This window comes from Enterobacter sp. 186315, assembly GCF_053290175.1.
In genome coordinates, this window is the sequence record NZ_JBPTTK010000024.1 from 1 (window position 1) to 22655 (window position 22655).

At 57.5% G+C, this 22655-nt stretch carries 27 protein-coding genes; 6 read left to right on the top strand and 21 right to left on the bottom strand.

Features of this window, described 5'->3' with window-relative positions:
- The 9 genes from ACSVHP_RS19795 to fkpA form a co-directional block, all read right to left on the bottom strand.
- The coding region (locus tag ACSVHP_RS19795) for a GTP-binding protein (protein WP_001435786.1) at positions 1–193 on the bottom strand (193 nt) is incomplete at its 3' end.
- 69 nt (positions 194–262) lie between these two features.
- On the bottom strand, positions 263–2377 hold the full coding sequence (fusA, locus tag ACSVHP_RS19800) for an elongation factor G (RefSeq protein WP_234671528.1): 2115 nt from the start codon (positions 2375–2377) through the stop codon (positions 263–265).
- A 96-nt stretch (positions 2378–2473) separates the two neighbouring features.
- Positions 2474–2944 (bottom strand): 30S ribosomal protein S7, encoded by a 471-nt coding sequence (rpsG, locus tag ACSVHP_RS19805; RefSeq protein WP_004106370.1) that lies wholly within the window; start codon positions 2942–2944, stop codon positions 2474–2476.
- Positions 2945–3040: 96 nt separating this feature from the next.
- On the bottom strand, positions 3041–3415 hold the full coding sequence (gene rpsL / locus ACSVHP_RS19810) for a 30S ribosomal protein S12 (protein ID WP_000246815.1): 375 nt from the start codon (positions 3413–3415) through the stop codon (positions 3041–3043).
- A 124-nt stretch (positions 3416–3539) separates the two neighbouring features.
- On the bottom strand, positions 3540–3827 hold the full coding sequence (gene tusB, locus ACSVHP_RS19815) for a sulfurtransferase complex subunit TusB (protein WP_234671529.1): 288 nt from the start codon (positions 3825–3827) through the stop codon (positions 3540–3542).
- Between the two features lie 7 nt (positions 3828–3834).
- On the bottom strand, positions 3835–4194 hold the full coding sequence (gene tusC / locus ACSVHP_RS19820; protein ID WP_447552793.1) for a sulfurtransferase complex subunit TusC: 360 nt from the start codon (positions 4192–4194) through the stop codon (positions 3835–3837).
- Positions 4194–4580, bottom strand: coding sequence for a sulfurtransferase complex subunit TusD (tusD, locus tag ACSVHP_RS19825; RefSeq protein ID WP_234671543.1), 387 nt, complete (start codon positions 4578–4580; stop codon positions 4194–4196). Before tusD ends, tusC begins: the two co-directional genes overlap by 1 nt.
- Positions 4580–5302 carry a helix-turn-helix transcriptional regulator gene (locus tag ACSVHP_RS19830; RefSeq protein ID WP_023333674.1) on the bottom strand — a complete coding sequence of 241 codons (723 nt, stop codon included), beginning with the start codon at positions 5300–5302 and terminating at the stop codon, positions 4580–4582. Before ACSVHP_RS19830 ends, tusD begins: the two co-directional genes overlap by 1 nt.
- A 166-nt stretch (positions 5303–5468) precedes the next feature.
- The gene (gene fkpA, locus ACSVHP_RS19835) at positions 5469–6290 is read right to left on the bottom strand and encodes an FKBP-type peptidyl-prolyl cis-trans isomerase (RefSeq protein WP_234671546.1); all 822 of its coding nucleotides are present in this window, start codon (positions 6288–6290) and stop codon (positions 5469–5471) included.
- 236 nt (positions 6291–6526) lie between these two features.
- Here fkpA and ACSVHP_RS19840 point away from each other — a divergent pair, with 236 nt between their 5' ends.
- Positions 6527–6745 (top strand): protein SlyX, encoded by a 219-nt coding sequence (locus tag ACSVHP_RS19840; RefSeq protein WP_234671548.1) that lies wholly within the window; start codon positions 6527–6529, stop codon positions 6743–6745.
- Between the two features lie 55 nt (positions 6746–6800).
- Here the strand turns inward: ACSVHP_RS19840 and slyD are convergent, their stop codons facing one another.
- The 4 genes from slyD to kefG all read right to left on the bottom strand — a co-directional run bounded on the left by slyD (position 6801) and on the right by kefG (position 10058).
- Positions 6801–7394: a peptidylprolyl isomerase gene (gene slyD, locus ACSVHP_RS19845; RefSeq protein ID WP_234671550.1), complete on the bottom strand. Its 594-nt coding sequence runs from the start codon at positions 7392–7394 to the stop codon at positions 6801–6803.
- Positions 7395–7488: 94 nt separating this feature from the next.
- Positions 7489–7689, bottom strand: a complete 201-nt coding sequence (locus tag ACSVHP_RS19850; protein WP_234671551.1) for a YheV family putative zinc ribbon protein — start codon at positions 7687–7689, stop codon at positions 7489–7491.
- 12 nt (positions 7690–7701) lie between these two features.
- Positions 7702–9507 (bottom strand): glutathione-regulated potassium-efflux system protein KefB, encoded by a 1806-nt coding sequence (gene kefB, locus ACSVHP_RS19855; protein ID WP_447552794.1) that lies wholly within the window; start codon positions 9505–9507, stop codon positions 7702–7704.
- A complete protein-coding gene (gene kefG / locus ACSVHP_RS19860) occupies positions 9507–10058 on the bottom strand; it encodes a glutathione-regulated potassium-efflux system ancillary protein KefG (protein WP_447552795.1) in 552 nt (183 codons plus the stop codon). The genes kefB and kefG overlap by 1 nt, the downstream gene beginning before the upstream one ends.
- 138 nt (positions 10059–10196) lie before the next feature.
- Here kefG and ACSVHP_RS19865 point away from each other — a divergent pair, with 138 nt between their 5' ends.
- Both ACSVHP_RS19865 and ACSVHP_RS19870 read left to right on the top strand, forming a co-directional pair.
- Complete coding sequence (locus ACSVHP_RS19865) at positions 10197–12101, top strand: ABC transporter ATP-binding protein (RefSeq protein ID WP_417313620.1); 1905 nt, start codon at positions 10197–10199, stop codon at positions 12099–12101.
- Between the two features lie 15 nt (positions 12102–12116).
- Entirely contained in the window at positions 12117–13049 is a 933-nt protein-coding gene (locus ACSVHP_RS19870) for a LysR family transcriptional regulator (RefSeq protein WP_234671567.1), read from the top strand.
- Positions 13050–13192: 143 nt separating this feature from the next.
- Here the strand turns inward: ACSVHP_RS19870 and mdcH are convergent, their stop codons facing one another.
- The 8 genes from mdcH to mdcA form a co-directional block, all read right to left on the bottom strand.
- Positions 13193–14089: a malonate decarboxylase subunit epsilon gene (mdcH, locus tag ACSVHP_RS19875; protein WP_447552796.1), complete on the bottom strand. Its 897-nt coding sequence runs from the start codon at positions 14087–14089 to the stop codon at positions 13193–13195.
- Entirely contained in the window at positions 14089–14706 is a 618-nt protein-coding gene (locus ACSVHP_RS19880) for a malonate decarboxylase holo-ACP synthase (protein WP_447552797.1), read from the bottom strand. Before ACSVHP_RS19880 ends, mdcH begins: the two co-directional genes overlap by 1 nt.
- Positions 14707–14708: 2 nt before the next feature.
- Positions 14709–15668, bottom strand: coding sequence for an AEC family transporter (locus ACSVHP_RS19885; RefSeq protein WP_447552798.1), 960 nt, complete (start codon positions 15666–15668; stop codon positions 14709–14711).
- A 128-nt stretch (positions 15669–15796) separates the two neighbouring features.
- Positions 15797–16597 carry a biotin-independent malonate decarboxylase subunit gamma gene (gene mdcE, locus ACSVHP_RS19890; protein ID WP_234671709.1) on the bottom strand — a complete coding sequence of 267 codons (801 nt, stop codon included), beginning with the start codon at positions 16595–16597 and terminating at the stop codon, positions 15797–15799.
- Positions 16597–17430, bottom strand: a complete 834-nt coding sequence (locus tag ACSVHP_RS19895; protein WP_447552799.1) for a biotin-independent malonate decarboxylase subunit beta — start codon at positions 17428–17430, stop codon at positions 16597–16599. Before ACSVHP_RS19895 ends, mdcE begins: the two co-directional genes overlap by 1 nt.
- Positions 17423–17722, bottom strand: coding sequence for a malonate decarboxylase acyl carrier protein (gene mdcC, locus ACSVHP_RS19900; RefSeq protein WP_447552800.1), 300 nt, complete (start codon positions 17720–17722; stop codon positions 17423–17425). The genes ACSVHP_RS19895 and mdcC overlap by 8 nt, the downstream gene beginning before the upstream one ends.
- A 9-nt stretch (positions 17723–17731) precedes the next feature.
- Positions 17732–18589 carry a triphosphoribosyl-dephospho-CoA synthase gene (locus ACSVHP_RS19905; RefSeq protein WP_447552801.1) on the bottom strand — a complete coding sequence of 286 codons (858 nt, stop codon included), beginning with the start codon at positions 18587–18589 and terminating at the stop codon, positions 17732–17734.
- A complete protein-coding gene (gene mdcA, locus ACSVHP_RS19910) occupies positions 18589–20244 on the bottom strand; it encodes a malonate decarboxylase subunit alpha (RefSeq protein ID WP_234671589.1) in 1656 nt (551 codons plus the stop codon). Before mdcA ends, ACSVHP_RS19905 begins: the two co-directional genes overlap by 1 nt.
- Positions 20245–20472: 228 nt before the next feature.
- Between mdcA and ACSVHP_RS19915 the strand changes: the two genes are divergently transcribed.
- Genes ACSVHP_RS19915 through ACSVHP_RS19925 form a run of 3 tightly spaced genes read left to right on the top strand, consistent with a single transcriptional unit; the run spans position 20473 to position 22610 of the window.
- Positions 20473–21495: a hydrolase gene (locus ACSVHP_RS19915; protein ID WP_234671591.1), complete on the top strand. Its 1023-nt coding sequence runs from the start codon at positions 20473–20475 to the stop codon at positions 21493–21495.
- Positions 21492–21710, top strand: coding sequence for a YheU family protein (locus ACSVHP_RS19920; protein ID WP_234671593.1), 219 nt, complete (start codon positions 21492–21494; stop codon positions 21708–21710). Before ACSVHP_RS19915 ends, ACSVHP_RS19920 begins: the two co-directional genes overlap by 4 nt.
- A 30-nt stretch (positions 21711–21740) precedes the next feature.
- The gene (locus ACSVHP_RS19925) at positions 21741–22610 is read left to right on the top strand and encodes a phosphoribulokinase (protein WP_234671596.1); all 870 of its coding nucleotides are present in this window, start codon (positions 21741–21743) and stop codon (positions 22608–22610) included.
- The last annotated feature ends 45 nt before the right edge of the window (positions 22611–22655 follow it).

Consider the following 22655-nt stretch of genomic DNA (forward strand, 5'->3'; position numbering starts at 1 on the left):
TGTTGATGGTGATACCACGAGCTTTTTCTTCTGGTGCGTTATCGATCTGGTCGAAAGCACGAGCAGCACCGCCGTAGGTTTTAGCCAGAACGGTAGTGATTGCAGCAGTCAGGGTAGTTTTACCGTGGTCAACGTGGCCGATAGTACCAACGTTGACGTGCGGTTTTGTACGTTCAAATTTTTCTTTAGACACGGCTATATTCCTTACTATAGTGCTCTCCCCTTCGGAGAGAGCACGGGACTTAGGTTTTAATCCTGTGGATTACTTACCACGGGCTTCAATAACGGCCTGAGCAACGTTGTTCGGCGCATCATCATACTTCAGGAATTCCATGGTGTATGATGCACGACCTTTGGTCAGAGAACGCAGCTGAGTTGCATAGCCGAACATTTCGGACAGTGGAACTTCAGCGTGGATCTTAACGCCAGTTACTTCAGATTCCTGACCACGCAGCATACCGCGACGACGGCTCAAGTCACCGATAACGTCACCGGTGTTCTCTTCAGGAGTTTCTACTTCAACCTTCATGATCGGCTCAAGCAGAACTGGTTTTGCTTTCTTAAAGCCTTCTTTAAAGGCGATAGACGCAGCCAGTTTAAACGCCAGCTCAGAGGAGTCAACGTCGTGGTAAGAACCGAAGTGCAGACGGATACCCATGTCAACAACAGGGTAGCCAGCCAGAGGGCCAGACTTCAGCTGCTCCTGGATGCCTTTATCAACGGCTGGGATGTATTCGCCAGGAATTACACCACCTTTGATGTCGTTGATGAACTCGTAACCTTTAGGGTTAGAGCCCGGCTCCAGTGGGTACATGTCGATCACAACGTGACCGTACTGACCGCGACCACCAGACTGCTTAGCGTGTTTACCTTCAACATCGGTAACTTTCGCGCGAATCGCTTCGCGGTAAGCAACCTGAGGTTTACCCACGTTAGCTTCAACGTTGAATTCACGCTTCATACGGTCAACGATGATGTCGAGGTGCAGCTCACCCATACCAGCGATGATGGTCTGGTTAGATTCTTCGTCAGTCCATACGCGGAATGACGGGTCTTCTTTAGCCAGACGGCCCAGAGCCAGACCCATTTTTTCCTGGTCAGCTTTGGTTTTTGGCTCAACAGCGATGGAGATTACCGGCTCAGGGAATTCCATACGTTCCAGAATGATCGGGTGATCCGGGTCACACAGGGTGTCACCAGTGGTCACGTCTTTCAGACCGATTGCTGCTGCGATATCGCCTGCACGAACTTCTTTGATCTCTTCACGTTTGTTCGCGTGCATCTGTACGATACGACCGAAACGTTCACGTGCAGATTTCACGGAGTTCAGGATGGTGTCACCAGAGTTAACCACACCAGAATACACGCGGAAGAAGGTCAGGTTACCCACGAATGGGTCGGTAGCGATTTTGAACGCCAGTGAAGAGAACGGCTCGTCATCACTTGCGTGACGCTCAGCCGGGGTGTCTTTACCGTCGTCCAGGATGCCGTTGATCGCCGGAACGTCAACTGGGGATGGCAGGTAGTCAACTACCGCATCCAGCATCGCCTGAACACCTTTGTTCTTGAACGCAGAACCACAGGTTACCAGGATGATTTCGTTGTTCAGAACACGCTGACGCAGAGCTTTCTTGATCTCTTCTTCAGTCAGTTCGTCACCACCCAGGTATTTTTCCATCAGCTCTTCTGAAGCTTCCGCCGCAGATTCGATCAGGTTCTGGTGCCATTCGTCAGCCAGGTCCTGCATATCTGCTGGGATATCTTCATAAGTGAAGGTAACGCCTGCGTCTTCTTCGTTCCAGTTGATGGCTTTCATTTTCACCAGGTCGATAACGCCGGTGAAGCCTTCTTCAGCACCAATTGCCAGCTGAAGCGGAACAGGGTTCGCGCCCAGACGGGATTTGATCTGACCAACAACTTTCAGGAAGTTAGCACCCATACGGTCCATTTTGTTAACGAACGCGATGCGTGGAACTTTATATTTGTTAGCCTGACGCCATACGGTTTCAGACTGTGGCTGAACACCACCAACTGCGCAATAAACCATTACCGCGCCGTCAAGAACACGCATGGAACGTTCTACTTCGATGGTGAAGTCAACGTGGCCCGGGGTGTCGATGATGTTTACGCGATGCGGTTCGTACTGCTTAGCCATACCTGACCAGAATGCAGTAGTCGCTGCGGAGGTGATAGTAATACCACGCTCCTGCTCCTGTTCCATCCAGTCCATGGTGGCTGCGCCGTCATGAACTTCACCGATTTTGTGGTTTACACCGGTGTAGAACAGAATACGTTCGGTAGTAGTGGTTTTACCGGCGTCGATGTGCGCACTGATACCGATGTTACGATAGCGTGCGATGGGTGTTGTACGAGCCATTTGATTCCTCGTTTATTTCTTTGGCGTTCAGTTAAGTAACCCAGAGCGGGCAGCTTACTTTGAAGCGCCCGTCTGGTGACTATGACTCCGAAGGGATTACCAACGGTAGTGTGCGAACGCCTTGTTGGCTTCTGCCATACGGTGAACGTCTTCACGTTTCTTAACTGCGGTACCTTTGTTGTCCGCAGCGTCAGAAAGTTCGTTCGCCAGACGCAGAGCCATGGATTTATCACCGCGTTTACGAGCAGCTTCAACGATCCAACGCATTGCCAGGGCATTACGACGAACCGGACGAACTTCAACTGGAACCTGATAAGTAGAACCACCAACGCGGCGGGACTTAACTTCTACGGTTGGGCGAACGTTGTCGAGAGCGACTTCGAAAGCTTCCAGTTCATTTTTACCAGAACGCTGAGCCAGGGTCTCAAGCGCGCTGTATACGATTGCTTCTGCGGTAGATTTCTTACCATCTACCATCAGGATATTTACAAATTTTGCCAGCAGCTCTGATCCGAATTTCGGATCTGGAAGGATTTTACGCTGACCAATGACGCGACGACGTGGCATGGGAATACTCCGTTGTTAATTCAGGATTGTCCAAAACTCAAAGAGTTTAGTGTGACATTAAGATAAATCAGTTTGGCCTTACTTAACGGAGAACCATTAAGCCTTAGGACGCTTCACGCCGTACTTGGAGCGAGCTTGCTTACGGTCTTTAACGCCGGAGCAGTCGAGCGCACCACGAACGGTGTGGTAACGAACACCCGGAAGGTCTTTAACACGACCGCCACGGATCAGGATCACGGAGTGTTCCTGTAAGTTGTGACCTTCACCACCGATGTAGGAAGTCACTTCGAAACCGTTAGTCAAACGCACACGGCATACTTTACGCAGTGCGGAGTTTGGTTTTTTAGGAGTGGTGGTATATACACGAGTACATACGCCACGTTTCTGCGGGCAGGCTTCCAGCGCAGGCACGTTGCTCTTTGCAACTTTGCGTGCGCGTGGTTTGCGTACCAGCTGGTTAACTGTTGCCATTAAATAGCTCCTGGTTTTAGCTTTTGCTTCGTAAACACGTAATAAAACGACCTCATACAATATGAGGACGCGAAATTTTAGGGCTACGTCGAAAAGGTGTCAAGAAATATACAGCGATCTCAAATCACCAGTTCATTTGACCGGTGTGCGTCACAGTAAGATTGACGAAATCAGTATAGCCAACCACGTCAATTTTGGTTGAAATTTGACCGATAAGCCCTCGCGCATCCAGATCATCTTTCAGCGCGTAGACAGAGATGGGGGCGTTGTTGAGAATTTCAACGAAGCGACTGCCTTCTATTGCGGCAAGCACCCCGTCCTGGATCAGTAGCAGAGCATCGCCTTCGCGCAGCATTCTGAGCAACGCATCAATGTCGCACTGCCAAGGCGAGTGGCTCAAGGTATGGAGCATGGCGGCCTCAAAAAGTCAGAATGGTGTCGTAGTGAGCGAGCTTTTCGCGCACGGCGTCTGCCGGGAGCGTCATCACGTCGAGCACAAAGGTAGAGCGTTCAGTCAGCCCGCGCGCGGCCAGCGAGTCGGCGCAGACGTAGAAAGTCTCAATATCGTAGAGCGGAAGCACCTTAAAGGTCGCGATGTAATCCCGCGCCAGCACGGCCTGAGGCTGCTGCCCGGCCAGGATCTGGAACACCCCATCGCCCAAGAAGAACACGCCGATATCTTCGGTTAATGCGGATGTTGCCAACAGCGCATCCAGCCCTTCACGGCCGGACGCGCTGCCGTGCGGCGCAGAAGAGAAGACAAATGCCACGCGATTCATCAAAACTGTACCATTCTATCGCAGGTTAGCGCGGCCTGAGCCAGGGCGCCTAAACCGCTCAGAGAGAAACCGGGCTGGAGGTTGGCCGCAGGCAGCCCCAGACGGGCGGCTTCGGTGGCATCTGCCACGCCGCGACGCAGTGCCGCCGCCACGCAGATATGCAGCTCAACGCCCTGCTCTTCGTGCAGCGCTTGCCACGCGCGGACGAGGTCAAACTCATCCGATGCGGGCGAGGTAAATTGATTGGCGTTGTAGACCCCTTCCCGGTAGAAGAAGACGCTTATCAGCTCGTGTCCCGCCTCCAGCAGCGCCCGGGCAAATTGCAGCGCGCTGCTGGCCTGCTGGGTGCCGTAGGCCGGGCCTGTCACCATTAAGGCAAAACGCATTACTTGTCTTGTCCCAGGAAATCACCGCTTTTGAACTGGCGGATATAGAGGTAGACGGTGTGTTTGGAGATGTTCAGACGATCCGCCACCTGGTTAATGGCGTCTTTGATGTCGAAAATCCCTTTCTCGTAGAGGTTCAGCACGATCTGACGATTCTTGGCGTTGTTAGATACGTTGCGATCGGCATTGACCTCTTCGATCGTAAATTCGAGAGTCTGCGTCACGAGATCTTCGACGGAAGATGCAAAGTTGACGGAGGAGCCAACGTCCGGGGTTTCTGGCGGAATAAAGGTGCTCATGATTTGCGAGAAGGGCACATCAAGGTTCATGTTGATGCACAGCAGTCCAATTACCCGATGGTCGCGGTTACGAATAGCGATGGTTTCTGACTTCATCAGCACGCCGCTTTTCGCTCGCGTAAAATAGCATTTGGAGACACTGCTGTCGGCGCCGGTCATGTCGTGCAGCATACGCAGCGCAAGGTCGGTAATCGGGGAGCCAATTTTACGGCCGGTATGTTCACCATTGGCAATGCGGATGGCGGAACATTTCAGATCTTGCAGGGAGTGCAATACGATTTCGCAGTGGGACCCAATGAGCATCGCTAACCCGTCCACCACCGCTTCGTAGGATTTCAGAATATCGAAGTCGGTCTGATCGAAAGGACGTTGATCCAGTAAATCAAGCTCACTGGTTTCGTTGGTTAAAAGCGACCTGGACATGAAAAAAACACTCCTTTTCAGGAGCCTGTCGTTAGGTTCTCAGGGCAGGCTCAGTATTTACACGGACAACTAAATTAATACAGCGTGTATAACGCTTTCCAGTGTTAATTATACCTGCCCCACAATAAAAAAAACCGCCGCCTTAAAGGCGGCGGTTTTCATTCGATTACTTCTTGGCGTCTGCCGCGGCTTTCGCGTCAGCTGGCGCTTCTGGTTTCGCATCCGCTTTCGGTGCTGGTTTGATATCCAGCAGCTCTACGTCGAAGACCAGGGTAGAGTTCGCAGGGATACCCGGAACGCCGGTTTTGCCGTAAGCCAGATCCGGTGGGATAACCAGCTGGATTTTACCGCCTTTCTTGATGTTCTTCAGGCCTTCAGTCCAGCCAGGGATAACACCGTCCAGACGGAAGGAGAGAGGCTCACCACGGGTGTAGGAGTTGTCGAACTCTTTACCGTCGATCAGCGTACCTTTGTAGTTCACCACAACGGTATCGCTGTCTTTAGGCGCGTCGCCGGTACCTTCTTTCTCTACTTTGTAGACCAGGCCGGTAGAAGAGGTTTTCACACCTTTCTCTTTAGCAAATTTGTCGCGGTAGGCTTTGCCTTTCGCTTCGTTATCTTTTGCGTCTGCTTCCATTTTGGTCTGCGCTGCGCCTTTCACGCGCGCTTCAAAGGCTTGCAGAGTCTGTTCGATTTCCTGATCAGACAGTTTGCTCTTGTCTGCAAACGCGTCCTGAACACCGGCGATCAGCTGAGCTTTATCCAGTTTGATGCCCAGTTTTTCCTGCTCTTTCAGAGAGTTTTCCATGTAACGACCCAGAGATGCGCCAAGTGCGTAGGCGGATTTCTGGTCGTCATTTTTGAACGCCGCTTTGCTGTCTGCCGCAGCAGCAGGCTTCGCAGCGGTATCAGCAGCGAAAGTCAGCGGTGCGTGCAGTGCAACCGCCATGGTGGTTGCGAGCAGCGTTGCTTTAAACAGTGATTTCATCCATATCTCCAGGGCCTGGGGACTCTCACCCCAGCGTTAAACGTAAATGAGTAGCGTACTATAAATCGTTGCGGAAGAAATCTACAGACGGACTCTCCCTATTCTCACCACTTTTCAGACTATTTTTGTTTAAATAAGTTTCTTACTCCTGGGATGAATACTGCACTCAGGCATAAACTCAGTTAAAATTCGCCGCCCCGCCCAGAGTGGCGACCGAGAAATAAACGAGGTGGATCATGACGGACCCAATGCTGGAAGCGAGACTGGAAGAGCTGGAAAGCCGCCTGGCGTTTCAGGACATCACCATCGAAGAGCTGAATCAGACCGTGACCGCCCACGAGCTTGAAATGGCGAAACTGCGGGATCTGATGCGCCTGTTAACCGAAAAAGTGAAAGCAACCCAGTCGTCACATATTGCTTCCCAGTCGGAAGAGACACCCCCGCCCCATTATTGAGGCGAAAAAAAAGCGGGATTATCCCGCTTTTTTTGTGCCCGATGATACGAGGGTATTAGTGGCAGCCGCAGCCGCCGTTACCGCCGCAACCACCTTTACCGTGGTCGTGACCATGGTCGTGATCGTGGCCGTGACCACCGCAGCAGCCGTCATGGCCATGATCGTGATCGTGGTCGTGACCGTGCGCACCGTGAACGTGGCCGTGGGCCAGCTCTTCTTCGGTCGCTTCGCGGATAGCAACAACTTCTACGTTGAACTTCAGGTTCTGGCCAGCCAGCATGTGGTTGCCGTCAACCACAACGTGGTCGTCTTCAACTTCAGTGATTTCAACAGGAACCGGACCCTGGTCAGTTTCAGCCAGGAAACGCATACCCACTTGCAGTTCGTCAACGCCCATGAACACGTCTTTAGGAACGCGCTGCACCAGGTTGTCGTCATACTGACCGTAAGCGTCGTTCGCGCCTACAGCAACGTCGAATTTATCGCCAACGTCGTGACCTTCCAGCGCGCTTTCCAGGCCGGAAATCAGGGAGCCGTGACCATGCAGATAGTCCAGCGGCGCACTCACCGGAGACTCATCAACCAACACACCGTCTTCTGTACGTACCTGATAGGCCAGGCTGACCACCAGGTCTTTTGCTACTTTCATGATATCTCCTGAGCGTGGGAAAATTGCTGGCGCAGATTGTAGCGAAAATCTGCACCCGTGTACCCTTTAGCTTAAAAAAACTCAGGGCATATCGCTAGTCCGGATGAAAAATGCCGATCACTTTCTCTTCTTTGCGAACGTGCTCGCGGGCCTCTTTATCGGCCTCACGCATCTGGTGACCGCACTTAACACACTCTACAACATCAACATTATTCTCACGCCACATTGCCAGCGTGTCTTGCGCCTGACAGCTCGGGCATTTTGCCCCCGCGATAAAGCGTTTACGTACCGCCATGATAGTTACCCTTTATTCAAATTCATCCCAGCCGTCGAGCTGGCGTCTTTCCTGCTGCATCTCTCTCTGGAAGATCTCTTCCAGCTCCCGTCGCGCTTCCCGCACGCGGGAAATCTGCACCGTATCGGTATGAACAGGCATGAGCTCGCGCAACATGCGCATATCCAGCCTGCGGAAGTGCATCTGGGCGCGGTGCGCCTGGTGCGGATGCATCCCGAGCGAAATAAGCGCCTTACGCCCCAGCTCCAGCGCCGACGAGAAGGTCTCACGGGTGAAGTTTTTCACCCCCGCCTGGAGCAGCTCGTGCGCCTCTACGCGCCCCCGGGCGCGCGCCAGAATATGTAAATGCGGGAAGTGCTGCTGGCACAGCTCCACCAGCTTCATGGTGTCTTCCGGATCGTTACAGGTGATGACGATCGAGTCGGCGTCTTCAGCCCCCGCCGAGCGCAGCAGCTCCAGCTGCGTAGCATCGCCGTAATAGACCTTATAGCCATATTTACGCATCAGGTTCACCGCGCTGATATCACGCTCCAGCACCGTAATGCGCATTTTGTTGGCCATCAGCAGGCGTCCGATAACCTGACCAAAGCGCCCGAACCCCACCACGATCACCTGCGGTTTGTCGTCTTCGACCCACGGCGCTTCGTCTTCATCGTCCGCCGGGTTCAGGCGCCGCGAAAGAACCTTATCCACCAGCTTCATCAGCAGCGGCGTGGTCATCATCGACAGGGTGACCGTCACCAGCAGCAGCGCCATCTGGTCATCTTTAAACAATTTTTGCGACGATGCCGTGGAGAAGAGCACAAAGGCGAACTCCCCTCCCTGGCTGAGCACGCTGGCGAACTGCATTCGCTCCGAGCTGCGCAGCCCGTAAATGCGCGCCAGCCCGTACAGCACCAGCGTTTTCACCGACACCAGCACCGCCACGCTGACAATCACCCACAGCAGATGGGTATAGAGCACGCCAAGATTCAGCGCCATCCCCACGGAGATAAAGAACAGCCCCAGCAGCAGCCCTTTAAAAGGATCGATGGCAATTTCCAGCTCGTGACGGTACTCGCTCTCGGCAAGCAGCACCCCAGCGATAAAGGTGCCGAGCGCCATCGACAGCCCCAGCGCATCCATAAACAGCGCGGAGCCGAGCACCAGCAGCAGCGTTGCGGCGGTAAAGACCTCGCGCACGCCGGAGGCCGCAATAAAGCGGAACACCGGGCGCAGCAGGAAACGCCCGCCGATCAACATCCCGGCAAAGGCCAGCACCTTCATGCTTATCTTCACCCAGTCGAAATGGTCATCGCCCGACCCGGCCAACAGCGGCACCAGCGCGAGCGCGGGGATCACCGCCAGATCCTGGAAAAGCAGCACCGAAAAGCCCAGCTGCCCGGCCTCGTTGCGGTTCATGCCTTTATCGCGCATCAGCTGGAGCGCCATCGCCGTCGACGACATCGCAAGACCAATCCCGCCAATCACCGCCGCCTGCCAGGCGAAGTCGGTGAGCATCAACAGCCCGCCGAGAAGGGTGGCGCTAAACAGCACCTGCGCCGTCCCGACGCCAAAAATAGAGCGGCGCAGCTGCCACAGCTTGGACGGGTTCAGCTCTAGGCCGATGATAAACATCAGGAACACTACGCCCAGCTCGGAGAAGTGGAGGATTTCGTCCACATCGCTGATAAAGCCTAAGCCCCACGGCCCGATGGCGATCCCCGCCAGCAGATAGCCCAGCACCGCGCCAATACCAAGACGCGCGGCCAGCGGCACCGCGACAACCGCCGCGAATAAAAACAGCACCCCGGCCAGCAGTAAATTCGATCCTTCCATTAGCGGCCTCCCGCCGGGATCGGCGAGGCCAGCCAGTCGCCGTAGGCTTTGGCGTGACTCGCCAGCTCGCGGGGTTCCTGGCGGCGCGCCCAGTAGACAATAATCGGGCTCATCCAGTGCATGTGGCACATGGCGGCGGTGAGTTCAAAAGGGCGCAGAATATCGCTCATCGGATAGCGGTTCAGGCCATCGTAGCGGTAGGCGCTTTCCGGCTCGCCGGTGGTAATGACGCTACGCCAGTACTTTCCCGCCAGCTCGTTGCCCCCCACCCCGCTGGAGAACCCCCGGCTCAGGACGCGGTCCAGCCACTCTTTGAGCAGCGCCGGGCAGCTATAGGTATACAGAGGATGCTGGAACACAATCACGTCATGCTGACGCAGCAGCTCCTGCTCGTAAGGAATATCAATAAAGAAATCAGGATAGTGCGCGTAGAGATCGTGCACCGTCACGTTGCTGAGCTGTGTTGCCGGCTTAAGCAGCACCCGGTTCGCCACCGAGTCCTGAGATTCCGGATGGGCATACAGCAGCAGCACCTTTGCTGTCTGAGACATCAATTCCCTCCCGGTACGGTTTCTGTTTTTGTGTCTGATTGCGGTTTTGGGCTACCATGGCGGCCCGGTACGGAAAACGGCCCGCACCTTACATTATCATAATGACAAATTAACATAGTCGGAACATACGGCGCTTCTATGATTGTTTTCTCCTCGTTACAAATTCGTCGCGGCGTGCGCGTCCTGCTGGACAACGCAACGGCCACCATCAATCCAGGCCAGAAAGTCGGTCTGGTCGGCAAAAACGGCTGTGGTAAATCCACCCTGCTCGCGCTGCTGAAAAACGAGATTAGCGCCGACGGCGGCAACTTTACCTTCCCCGGTAACTGGCAGCTCGCCTGGGTGAACCAGGAAACGCCCGCCCTGAGCGAACCCGCGCTCGACTATGTGATTGACGGCGACCGCGAATACCGCAAGCTGGAGCGTGAGCTGAACGACGCCAACGAGCGCAACGACGGTAACGCCATCGCCACCGTTCACGGCAAGCTCGACGCCATCGACGCCTGGACCATCCGCTCCCGCGCCTCCAGCCTGCTGCACGGTCTGGGCTTCAGCAACGAACAGCTCGAACGCCCGGTCAGCGACTTCTCCGGCGGCTGGCGTATGCGCCTCAACCTGGCGCAGGCGCTGATCTGCCGCTCCGATTTACTGCTCCTTGATGAACCGACCAACCACCTCGATCTCGATGCGGTGATCTGGCTGGAAAAGTGGCTGAAAAGCTATCAGGGTACGCTGATTTTGATCTCCCACGACCGCGACTTCCTCGATCCGGTGGTGGATAAAATCATTCATATCGAACAGCAGACGATGTTCGAATACACCGGCAACTACAGCTCCTTCGAGCGCCAGCGCGCGACGCGTCTGGCCCAGCAGCAGTCGATGTATGAAAGCCAGCAGCAGCGCGTGGCGCATCTGCAAAGCTTCGTCGACCGCTTCAAGGCGAAAGCCTCGAAGGCCAAGCAGGCCCAGAGCCGCATCAAAATGCTGGAGCGCATGGAGATGATTGCCCCGGCGCACGTGGATAACCCGTTCCACTTTAGCTTCCGCGCGCCGGAGAGCCTGCCGAACCCGCTGCTGAAGATGGAAAAGGTCAGCGCCGGGTATGGCGATCGCACTATTCTCGACTCGATTAAACTCAACCTGGTGCCAGGTTCACGTATCGGCCTGCTCGGGCGTAACGGTGCCGGTAAATCCACGCTGATCAAGCTGCTGGCGGGCGAGCTTAACCCGGTTAGCGGCGAAATCGGGCTGGCGAAGGGCATTAAGCTTGGCTACTTCGCCCAGCATCAGCTGGAATTTTTACGCGCGGATGAATCCCCTATTCAGCATCTGGCGCGCCTGGCCCCGCAGGAGATGGAGCAGAAGCTGCGCGACTATCTCGGCGGCTTTGGTTTCCAGGGCGACAAGGTGACGGAAAACACCGAGCGCTTCTCCGGCGGCGAAAAGGCCCGTCTGGTGCTGGCGCTGATCGTCTGGCAGCGCCCGAACCTGCTGCTGCTCGATGAACCGACCAACCACCTGGATCTCGACATGCGTCAGGCGCTGACCGAAGCGCTGATTGAGTTCGAAGGCGCGCTGGTGGTGGTCTCGCACGATCGCCACCTGATCCGCTCCACCACCGACGATCTTTATCTGGTACACGGCGGTAAAGTGGAGCCGTTCGACGGCGATCTGGAAGATTACCAGCAGTGGCTGACGGACGTACAAAAGCAGGAAAACCAGCCGGAAGAGTCGGCGAAAGAGAACGCCAACAGCGCGCAGTCGCGTAAAGATCAGAAGCGTCGTGAAGCCGAGCTGCGCACCCAGACGCAGCCGCTGCGTAAAGAGATCGCCCGCCTTGAAAAAGAGATGGAAAAACTTAACGCGACGCTGGCGACCGTTGAAGAGAAGCTCGGCGACAGCGATTTGTACGATCAGAGCCGCAAGGCTGAGCTGACTGACTGCCTGCAAACGCAGGCCAAAACAAAATCAAGCCTGGAAGAGTGCGAAATGGCGTGGCTGGACGCGCAGGAGCAGCTGGAAGCGATGCTTCAGGCCGACTAAACCACCGGGAGGGTTATGGGTTTCGATATCACGAGCGAGATTACGTTTCGCAAGCTCAGCATCTTCATGACGTTTATGGAGAAGGGCAATATCGCCCGCACCGCCGAAGCGCTGGGCCTGAGCGGCGTGAGCGTTCACCGCGCGCTGCATACGCTGGAAGAGAACGTGCGCTGCCCGCTGTTTACCCATAAAGGGCGCAACCTGATTGCGCTCCCCTCCGCCTGGACGCTGCTGGAGTATTGCCAGGAGGTGATGCAGGTGATGGAGCGCGGGCTGGAAGAGTCGCGCAAAATCGCCGGGATCGGCCAGGGCCGTCTGCGCGTCGGCACGCTCTATTCCCTGACCCTGGAAACGGTGCCGCGCCTGATTATGGGCATGAAGCTGCGTCGTCCGGATCTGGAGATGGATCTGACGATGGGCTCAAACGACACCCTGCTACACATGCTGGACGAAGGCTCGCTGGATGCGATCCTGATTTCCATTTCCGAGAGCGATATCGACCGCAACAGCCTGGAAGTGCTGCCGCTGTTCCACGACGATATTTTCCTTGCCGCCCCCGCCTCTGCCACGCTGGATACTTCCGGCCCGGCGGATCTGCGCGATTATAAGCATCAGAAGTTTGTCGCGCTGGCGGAGGGGTTTGCCACCTACGCCGGGTTCCAGGAGGCGTTTCATATCGCCGGATTCGAGCCGGAGATCGTCACCCGCGTAAACGATATTTTCTCGATGCTGAGCCTGGTGCAGGCGGGCGTGGGGTATACGCTGATGCCGGGCAGGATGAAGAAGGTGTATGAGAATTCGGTGCAGTTGTTAAAGCTGGCGCAGCCGTATCAGATGCAGCAGCTTATCGCGATTGTGTTTGCCCGCAACCGCGAGCAGGATCCGAGCCTGCGGGCGTTAGCCGCCGAGGGGCGGATGTATGCGCGCAGTTTGCAGGAAGGTGCGTAATGCCGTGCCGGGTGGCGACGCGTTGCGTCTTACCCGGCCTACACGTTGGCCGTAATCCGGGTAAGGCGAGAAGGTGCGTGATACAAAACAAGACAACCGAACCCGTAGGCCGGGTAAGGCGAAGCCGCCACCCGGCAAAAAACTCACGCACGAAGTCGACGTGCTAAATGCACCGCCACGTCCACGCCGCTGCGCTCCAGCGAAATAGTCTCCCCTTCCCACGCGGCCTGACGCGTCAGGCAGGTCAGCACGCCGCCGGGCGGCATCTCTATCGCCAGCCGCGCTTCGCGCTCGTTGGCGGAAATCACCGCCTCCTGCCAGCGCACGGTGCGCGCCATGTTCAGCGCCAGATCGTCGGCAATTCTTTCCGGCTGCCAGAGCACGCGCCCGGTGCTGCCGCTCAAATAGGCCAGGCGCGGTCGCGAAAGCGTGACCGACTCAAACGCGGCCACCAGCTTTTGCGCAGGCTCTGCCAGCAGTTCGCAGTGCGACGGCACGCTGACCGCCAGCCGTTTCGCCTTGCTCGCCCCTTTCGCCAGCGCGCGTTTCGCCACTTCCGCCATGCCGTCATCGGATCCGGCAATCACGATCTGCGTTTCGGCATTCAGGTTCGCAATGTAGGTTCCGGTGCCGTCGATAAGCTGTTCCACCATCGGCAGGGTCAACCCCATAATCGCCGTCAGGCCGTAGCCGTGCGGATACGCCTGCTCCATCAGATCGCCGCGCAGGGCGACGAGGTTTAACGCGTCCGTAAAGTCCAGCGCGCCTGCGACAACCGCCGCCGGGTACGCACCGATGGACAGCCCGCTGACGATATCCGGCGACACGCCGCGGCGTTCAAGCTCGCGCGCCCAGGCCACGCCTGCAATCAGCAGGGAAAGCTGCACCGCCCGGGTGTGGGTTAAGGCGGCGGCGGTATCCAGACGATCGACCTCATCGCCCAGCACCTCGCGCGCCTGGGTCAGTTCGTTCCCCGGCAGATTTTGCAGCATACCTGCGTGCTGCGTCCCCTGCCCCGGAAAGGTAAACAGTATTTTCATTACTCCTCCCTGCGCCACGGATCCGCCACCAGACGTGGCCCGCGGCGGGTTTTCAGCAGCGTTTTGCCGTCGCGCAGCCACTCCGCCAGCGCAAACCCCCCTTCCGGCGTATCCACCTGGGTATCGGCACGGCACAGGGCGCGGCTCAGCTGAGACTGCCACGCAGCGAAGGCGTCGGGGGAAACGGGCAGTGGCGCGCGGATCAGCAGGTCGAGATCGCTGTCGGCGTGAATCACCGGGATCCCGGTCGCCAGCGCGTAGCCGGTGCTGCCGGTAATGCCCCACGTCCACGGCCAGGGCTGCTGAGAAAGCTGAAGCGCCACCTGCACCGGTGGCTGCGTCACAAACGGCGAGCGCAGCAGGACGGCGGTGACGCTCAAATCTTCCGGTGAAACCACGCGCACAACATGTTCGGGCTTCACCCATCCGGCCGCCCGCTGGTCGCGGCGTAAACCGCGCACGCCAACGGGGATTCGGCCAGCGTTATCAACATCACGCCTTACCACTACCGGCAGGCCACTATGCCAGACGGCATCGACCCAGGATTCGGTTATCCCTTCCAGCGCATCGCGCGCGGTCAGCCAGATTAGGTCGTGGGGGCGTAACGTTGTGGTCATAATTACATTCCTGAAGTCAGCGAGATAAACAGCGGCAGCGACAGGATACACAGTACGGAGCTTAACAGCAGCACGGCTTCAGCATCCGGCGACTGCACGCCAAAGCGGTTACCGAACACCACGCCGAAGAAGCCCGCAGAGAGCGCAATCATCAGGATAGCGGTGATCGCCACGGAGCCGTGCAGACCGAAGATCAAAACGATACCCCAGGCAATCGCAGGCTGGATCAGCAGTTTGGCAATGGTCGACGTGATAACCATAGTGTTGATTTGCAGCTTACGGGCAGAGAGGATCACCCCGGTCAGGAACAGCGCTGCCGCGGTCGCAGCCAGCCCCAGCGGTTTAATAGACGCCAGTACCAGTTCCGGCATTTTGATGCCGATAGCGGACAAAATCACACCCAGCAGCGGGCCCATCACGATCGGTTTCTTAATAGAACGCCACATCAGCACCGGCAGCATAGAGAGCGTAGAGCCGGTGTTGTTGCCGTCGGCGCGCGCTTTTTCGCGCTCCAGGATCAGCAGGCAGAACGGGGTCATCAGCACTGAACCACAGGCGATAGAGACCGCCACGGACAGTGAGGTAGACGGGCCTTCACCCAGCACGCTGCCCAGAATCGGCAGGCCGAGCGCCGCATAGTTTGGCAGGGCGACGGTGAGCGTCAGCACGGCCGCATCCTGCGGAGATTTTTTAAAGACTTTAGTGGCGAGGAAGTAGATGGCCGCATAGGTGATCCACATCGCCAGGGTCAGCACCAGGATCAGCGGCAACTGCGCCACGATACCGGTCCAGGGCGTTTGCACGGTGGCGCTAAACAGCGCAGCCGGAAGCGCAAAGTCCATTACGAAGATATTGAGCAGGGAGACATTTTTGTTATCAACCATCTTTGCTTTACCGGCCCAAAATCCCAGCAGCATGATGACGAAAATCGGAGCAAGAGCATGAACAATTACGTAAGTCATAAATTCACCTGTAGTAAAAAAGTTTAAGCACTGGCGCGATGTTTATAATTTTTCAGGATGCATCGCCCCTCGCGGACGCAGCGTGCGCGCCCGCGGGGTGTACATCTTCTGGCAGGTCTTATGTTTTCTTACCAGCTTGCTCGCATACGTTCGCGTACGAGGGCTGAGCTGCGGCGGTTGTCGGCACCCAGACGGTTTTTCAGGGTGGCATCCTGGCGCGCATCGCTGATGGCCCGTTGCAGAGTGGCAGTCACCTGCGCCAGGTCGGCGGTTGATGGGGCATCCGGGTTGCTGATGTTCAGCAGGTCGGAGAGCAGCCCCAGCGTGGCGTAGTTGCTGATGTCGTAGGCCATTGGCGGAATGGTCGCCGCCAGTTTTTCCAGCGCGTCAACGGTACGCAGGGTGATACGCGCGGCGGACTCTTTGCCCATCGCGTGGATCATCACGCCCTGGTCGTTGAAGGCGATCAGGCGGTTAGCCTGGTAGCCGTGCGCCAGAAACGCGCCGGACATCGCTTTACCAACGATAAGACCAATCACCGGATGGCCCGCCAGACGCGCGTTGGCATAGGCTGCCGCCGCACCGGCCAGCGCCTGGTGAATACCGAACGCCTCTTCACGACGACCGTAGGCCTGGCTTGGAACGTCAATCACCGCCACAATCGGGCGCTTCACGGCTTTGTCCGCATCGGCAGCCACGGTTTCGCTAACCACTTTTGCCAGCGTCCAGCCTTCCAGCAGACCCACTTCACCCTGCGCCGCGCGCGGGAAGTGGTTGTTGGCATCCGGCACCACGGCGACAAATCGCACCGCTTCACCGTTGAGCTCACCGTCTGCCGCCTGCACGGACGGGCATAACCCCTCCAGACGTTTGGCGTTCGGGGCGAGGGTTTCGAGCCAGAGTTCGCCACGGCTTATTGAATTACTCATCATTTCACCTCCCGGGCAAAAAGCGCTTTAATCTGTTCGGCATCGGCCTGCTTGCGGGTGTCGAAATTGGTCAGACGGTTCAGGTAATCGTCGTAGTTATCGGTGCGATGTTTCGCCGGAACGCCTTTGGCAATCGCCTCGTTCATCGCCGATTTCACCGCGTGAACGCCGTCGCCCACCAGCGCATCCACCAGCCCGCTTTCATAGCGCACTTCGCCGCCGGTCATGCTCCAGATAAACGGACGGTCGCGGGAGTCGTACTCTTCAATCCCCGCTTCCTGCTCGATAACCTGCGGGCCGTTCAGACCCAGACGCGCTTCGCGGGTCACAATCAGATAGCTACAGAGCGCCGCCGCGATAGACATACCGCCGAAGCAGCCCACGGTGCCCGCCACAATCCCGACCACCGGGGTGTAACGACGCAGGTCAACAATCGCCGCGTGGATATCGGCAATCGCCGCCAGCCCGAGGTTGGCCTCCTGCAAACGCACGCCGCCGGTTTCGAGGCACAGCACCGCCTGCGTTGGAATACCGTTGCGGTTGTCTTCAGCCGCCAGCTCCAGCGCCGCCGCCATTTTGGCGCCGGACACTTCGCCCATGCTGCCGCCCTGGAACGCGCCTTCGATGGCTACCACTACCGCAGGCTGACCGTTGATGGTGCCTTTGGCGACCACCATGCCGTCGTCGGCCTGAGGAACGATGCCCTGCGGCCCAAGCCACGGGGAGACAATCTCTTCAAACGGATCCAGCAGTTCGCGGTAGCTGCCGTCGTCCAGCAGCGCCTGCGCACGCTGGCGGGCTTTCAGTTCAATAAAGCTGCTGTCATCACGCATGATTCACCCCCTCAAAAACCTGTTCGATACGAATGCGCGCCACGCCCGGCGTTGCGCCGAAGTCGTGGATGGTCAGTTTGCCTGCGGGCAGGCTGCTGACGGTTTCCAGGCGGTTGAAGAGTGCCTCCCAGCGACCACGGCTGTTGTCTACGGAGGTGGTGATATCAATGGTTAAGGTCTCGCCCGGTTCGGCGGTGAATAACACCTCCATATCACCGGAGCCGACAACCCCTGCCAGCGCCCTGCCGCTTAACGCGCGGCTGGCTGGCACGGTCAAAGTAATTTTTTCCATAACATCCTCTTAATGCTTTGAATTAGGCATCTCGATACGGTCGAGAAACAGCGTGGCGGCGAGCAAATCAGCGGCACCGCCCGGCGAAGCGTTGAGCGCCAGCATCTGACGGTCTAACGCCGCCAGCGCAAGCTGGCCTGCCGGCGTGGCACACCCGCCGGCGCTCAGCACCGCACGCGCCCCGTCCTGCATGGCGTCTAACCCCTCCATCCCGGCGCGTGAGAGCACGCAGGTATCGGTGAGCGAGGTCATGATGGCCATCAGCGCGTCGAGCCGGGCGTGGGTTTCGCTGCTGCCGTTGAGGCGGCTCAGACGAAGCTGGGGCAGCGCCCGCTGCATTACGTGCGGAAACGCCTGCTGCGCCTCTTCGCGCGCGCCCGGCACCCGATAACGGTGGGTGGCGCGAAGCCCTTTGCTGAACACTTTCGGTGCGGCGTCGTCCGGCAGCTTCGCCAGCCCTGCGGCGGTCTGCGCGACGGCCTGCGCGGTTGCGCTACCGCCCTGCATCGCCACGGCGCTGACCAGCAGCCCGAGCGCCCAGATTGCGCCACGGTGGGTGTTAACCCCGCTGGTGGCGGCCATCATCTGCTGTTCGCCTTCACGGCCCAGTCGACCGACGGTCTGGCGCAGAGAGATATCCGCCGGACGCTGCCAGCTTTGCTGCGCCAGCGCCTGAAACGTAGGGGTGAGGCTGTGCGCGGAACGCTCCATCAACGCAAGCGTGAGATCGTGGTGCGCGCCGTTCCCCCGACTGTCCACCAGACCGGGTTTCGGGCTTAAACGTGCTTCGTCAATCAGACACTGCGTGGCGGTTCGCGCCAGCCATTCGGCACCGCCTTCAACCTGAATCTGGGGCAGAAGTTTCATTACCAGCTCCGGAATTTCGCAGGTGGGTTGTAAAGGCCGCCGGACCATTCCACGAGATCCGACACGCTACCGGCCGCCAGCAGAGAGCGGGTGGCGTCGGTACGGCGAATGCCCATATCTTCCGGGTAGACCACTTTGCCGCTCTGGCGCAGTTCCGCCACCCGTTTGGCGTCAACGCCGAGGCCGATATCGGTGATACCCGCTACGGCGGCGACCATCGCCCGACGCTCTTCCAGATCTTTCGCACGGTAGAGGTAAGCAATGCCCTCTTCCGTCAGCACGTGGGTCACGTCGTCACCGTAAATCATCACCGGCGCCAGCGGCATTCCGGAGGCTTTGGCAACGTCAACGGCATCGAGTTTTTCGACGAAGGTTGGCTTCACGCCCGCCTGGAAGGTTTCGACCATCTGCACGACCAGTTTTTTACCGCGCTGCATTGGGTCAGGCTCGGTGATCATGTTCAGCCAGGCTGGCGTTGCATGACGGCGACCGTGCGGGTCATGACCCATGTTTGGCGCACCGCCGAAGCCGGACAGACGACCGCGCGTTACGGTAGAGGAGTTGGCGTAGCCGTCCACCTGCAAGGTCGAACCGATAAACATATCTACCGCGTACTGGCCTGCCAGCTGGCAGAAGGCGCGGTTAGAGCGCATGGAGCCGTCGGCCCCGGTAAAGAAGATGTCAGGACGGGCGCGGATGTACTCTTCCATCCCCAGCTCGCCGCCGAAGCAGTGAACGCTTTCGACCCAGCCGCTTTCAATCGCCGGGATTAGCGTTGGATGCGGGTTGAGCGTCCAGTGTTTACAGATTTTGCCTTTGAGGCCGAGCTGTTCACCGTAGGTTGGCAGCAGCAGCTCAATCGCCGCCGTGTTAAAGCCAATCCCGTGGTTCAGAGACTGCACCTGGTGCTCGGCGTAGATGCCTTTGATGGCCATCATCGCCATCAGGATGTGTTCTTGCTTGATCAGACGCGGGTCGCGGGTGAACAGCGGTTCGATAAAGAACGGCTTGTCGGCGACAACCACGTAGTCAATCCAGGAGCCAGGGATGTCCACTCGCGGCAGATCGGTTTCGTCATCCACCAGCTCGTTGACCTGGGCGATAACAATTCCGTCGTGGAACGCGGCGGCTTCCACCAGCGCTGGGGTATCTTCGGTGCTGGCACCGGTATAAAGGTTACCTTTGCTGTCGGCTTTAAAGCCCGCAATCAGCGCCACGTTTGGCGAGAGATCGACGTACAGGCGGGAGTAAAGTTCGATGTAGGTGTGGATGGCGCCGATTTCGAGCTGTCCGTCTTCCAGCAGCTGCGAAATGCGCAGGCTTTGAGTACCGGAGAAGGAGAAGTCGAGTTTGCGGGCGATGCCTTTTTCAAAGATATCGAGGTGCTCGCTGCGGCCCACGCTTGGCATGATCATATGCAGGTCGTGAACGATTTGCGGGTTCACTTCAGCAAGCGAACGGGAAAGAAAATCTGCCTGCTTCTGGTTGTTGCCTTCCAGAACGACTTTATCGCCCGGCGCAATCAGTTTTTCCAGCATGGCGACAAGGTCGCCGGTTGGCAGTACCTTGCCCTGCACCGGTACGGAAGCCAGGCGACGCGCTTTTTCGGTGCGTCGCGTGTTCCATTGCCGGGTCGGTGTTTGCCCAGATAACATTATTAACCTCCTGATTCAGCTAATCATTCTGATTTGCTTAACGTTGAGTAAAGTCTGCACGCTGGCGAGAAAGGCATCAATTAAGCGTAGTGCGTGATCGTTAGCCTGAGAGTAATAATCAACGTAAGAAAATGTGATCGGGATCAGTTCATGTTTCGGAAAAGCGGACTAAACGGGGTACAATCAGGAAGGTATCGTAAATAACAGACAATAATTAGCTTCGCCTTTATGACCCAAATCATCCCATCAGACTTCGACATTGCCGCCGAAGAGAGCGCAGCGTTCGTGCCCATGCGCGGCGTGGCTAACCGCCACCTGCAAACCATGCTGCCGCGCCTTATTCGCCGCAGGCTACAGTTCACCCCACACTGGCAGCGCCTGGATCTGCCGGACGGTGATTTTGTGGATCTCGCCTGGAGCGAAGATCCCGAGCAGGCCAAAGACAAGCCGCGTCTGGTGGTGTTTCACGGTCTGGAAGGCAGTCTGCACAGCCCCTACGCGCACGGTCTGATCCAGGCGGCGAAAGCGCGCGGCTGGCTGGGCGTGGTGATGCATTTTCGCGGATGCAGCGGCGAGCCAAATCGCCAGAAGCGTATCTATCATTCCGGCGAAACCGAAGACGGCACCTGGTTCCTGCGCTGGCTGAACGAGAAGTTCGGCACCGTGCCGACGGCGGCGGTGGGCTACTCCCTCGGCGGTAATATGCTGGCCTGCCTGCTGGCGAAAGAGGGCGACACCATCCCGCTGGACGCTGCGGTGATTGTCTCCGCGCCGTTTATGCTGGAGCACTGTAGCAACCACATGGAAAAGGGCTTTTCACGCGTCTATCAGCGCTATCTGCTGAACCTGCTAAAAGCCAACGCCGCGCGCAAACTGAAGGCCTACCCGGATACCCTGCCGGTAAGCCTGCAACAGCTCAAAAAAGTGCGGCGCATCCGCGAGTTCGACGATCTGATCACCGCCAAAATTCACGGTTTTGCCGATGCGATCGACTACTATCGCCAGTGCAGCGCCATGCCGCTGCTCAGCAAAATCACCAAACCGACGCTTATCATCCATGCGAAAGATGACCCGTTTATGGATCATCACTCCATCCCCGCGCAGGCGTTTCTGCCCGCAAACGTGACGTACCAGCTGACCGAGCACGGCGGCCACGTTGGCTTTGTGGGCGGCACCTTAAGACGCCCGCAGATGTGGCTGGAAACGCGCATTCCCGACTGGCTAACCGCTTTCCTGGACGGTGCAAAATGATTATTCCCTGGCAGGATCTGTCTCCCGAAACGCTCGATAATCTGATTGAAAGCTTTGTATTACGCGAAGGCACCGATTATGGTGAGCAGGAGCGTTCGCTCGAACAAAAGGTCAACGATGTGAAGCGCCAGCTTAAAAGCGGCGACGTGGTGCTGGTATGGTCTGAGCTGCACGAAACGGTCAATATCATGCCCCGCAATGCCTTTCACGGCTGACCCTTAAACCTTTTCAGTCAGGGAGTTGCTATGTCTGCCAGACATCCGGTTATTGCCGTTACAGGCTCCAGCGGTGCGGGCACTACCACCACCAGCCTCGCCTTTCGCAAGATTTTCGCCCAGCTGAATTTACGGGCCGCAGAGGTCGAAGGCGACAGCTTTCACCGCTACACCCGTCCTGAAATGGATATGGCGATTCGCAAGGCGCGCGATCTCGGCAAGCACATCAGCTATTTCGGCCCTGACGCCAACGACTTTAGCCTGCTGGAGCAGACGTTTCGCGAGTACGGCTTAAGCGGCACTGGCCAGTCGCGCAAGTATCTGCACACCTACGATGAAGCGGTGCCCTGGAACCAGGTGCCGGGGACCTTTACCCCGTGGCAGCCGCTCCCTGAGCCGACCGACGTGCTGTTTTATGAAGGGCTGCACGGCGGCGTGGTGACCGCGCAACACGACGTGGCGCGCCATGTGGATCTGCTGGTGGGCGTGGTGCCGATTGTGAACCTGGAGTGGATCCAGAAGCTGACGCGCGATATGAGCGAGCGCGGGCACTCCCGCGAGGCGGTGATGGATTCGGTGGTGCGTTCCATGGAAGATTACATCAACTTCCTGACCCCGCAGTTCTCCCGCACCCACATCAACTTCCAGCGCGTCCCGACGGTGGACACCTCAAACCCGTTTGCCGCCAAAGGCATCCCGTCGCTGGACGAGAGCTTTGTGGTCATCCATTTCCGCAATCTGGATAACATCGATTACCCCTGGCTGCTGGCGATGCTGCAAGGCTCTTTCATTTCTCATATGAATACTTTAGTGGTTCCGGGCGGGAAAATGGGGCTGGCGATGGAGCTGATCATGACCCCGCTGGTGCAGCGGTTGATGGAAGGGAAGCAGATCGAGTGATCATTTTCCCTCTCCCTGTGGGAGAGGGCCAGGGTGAGGGCATCA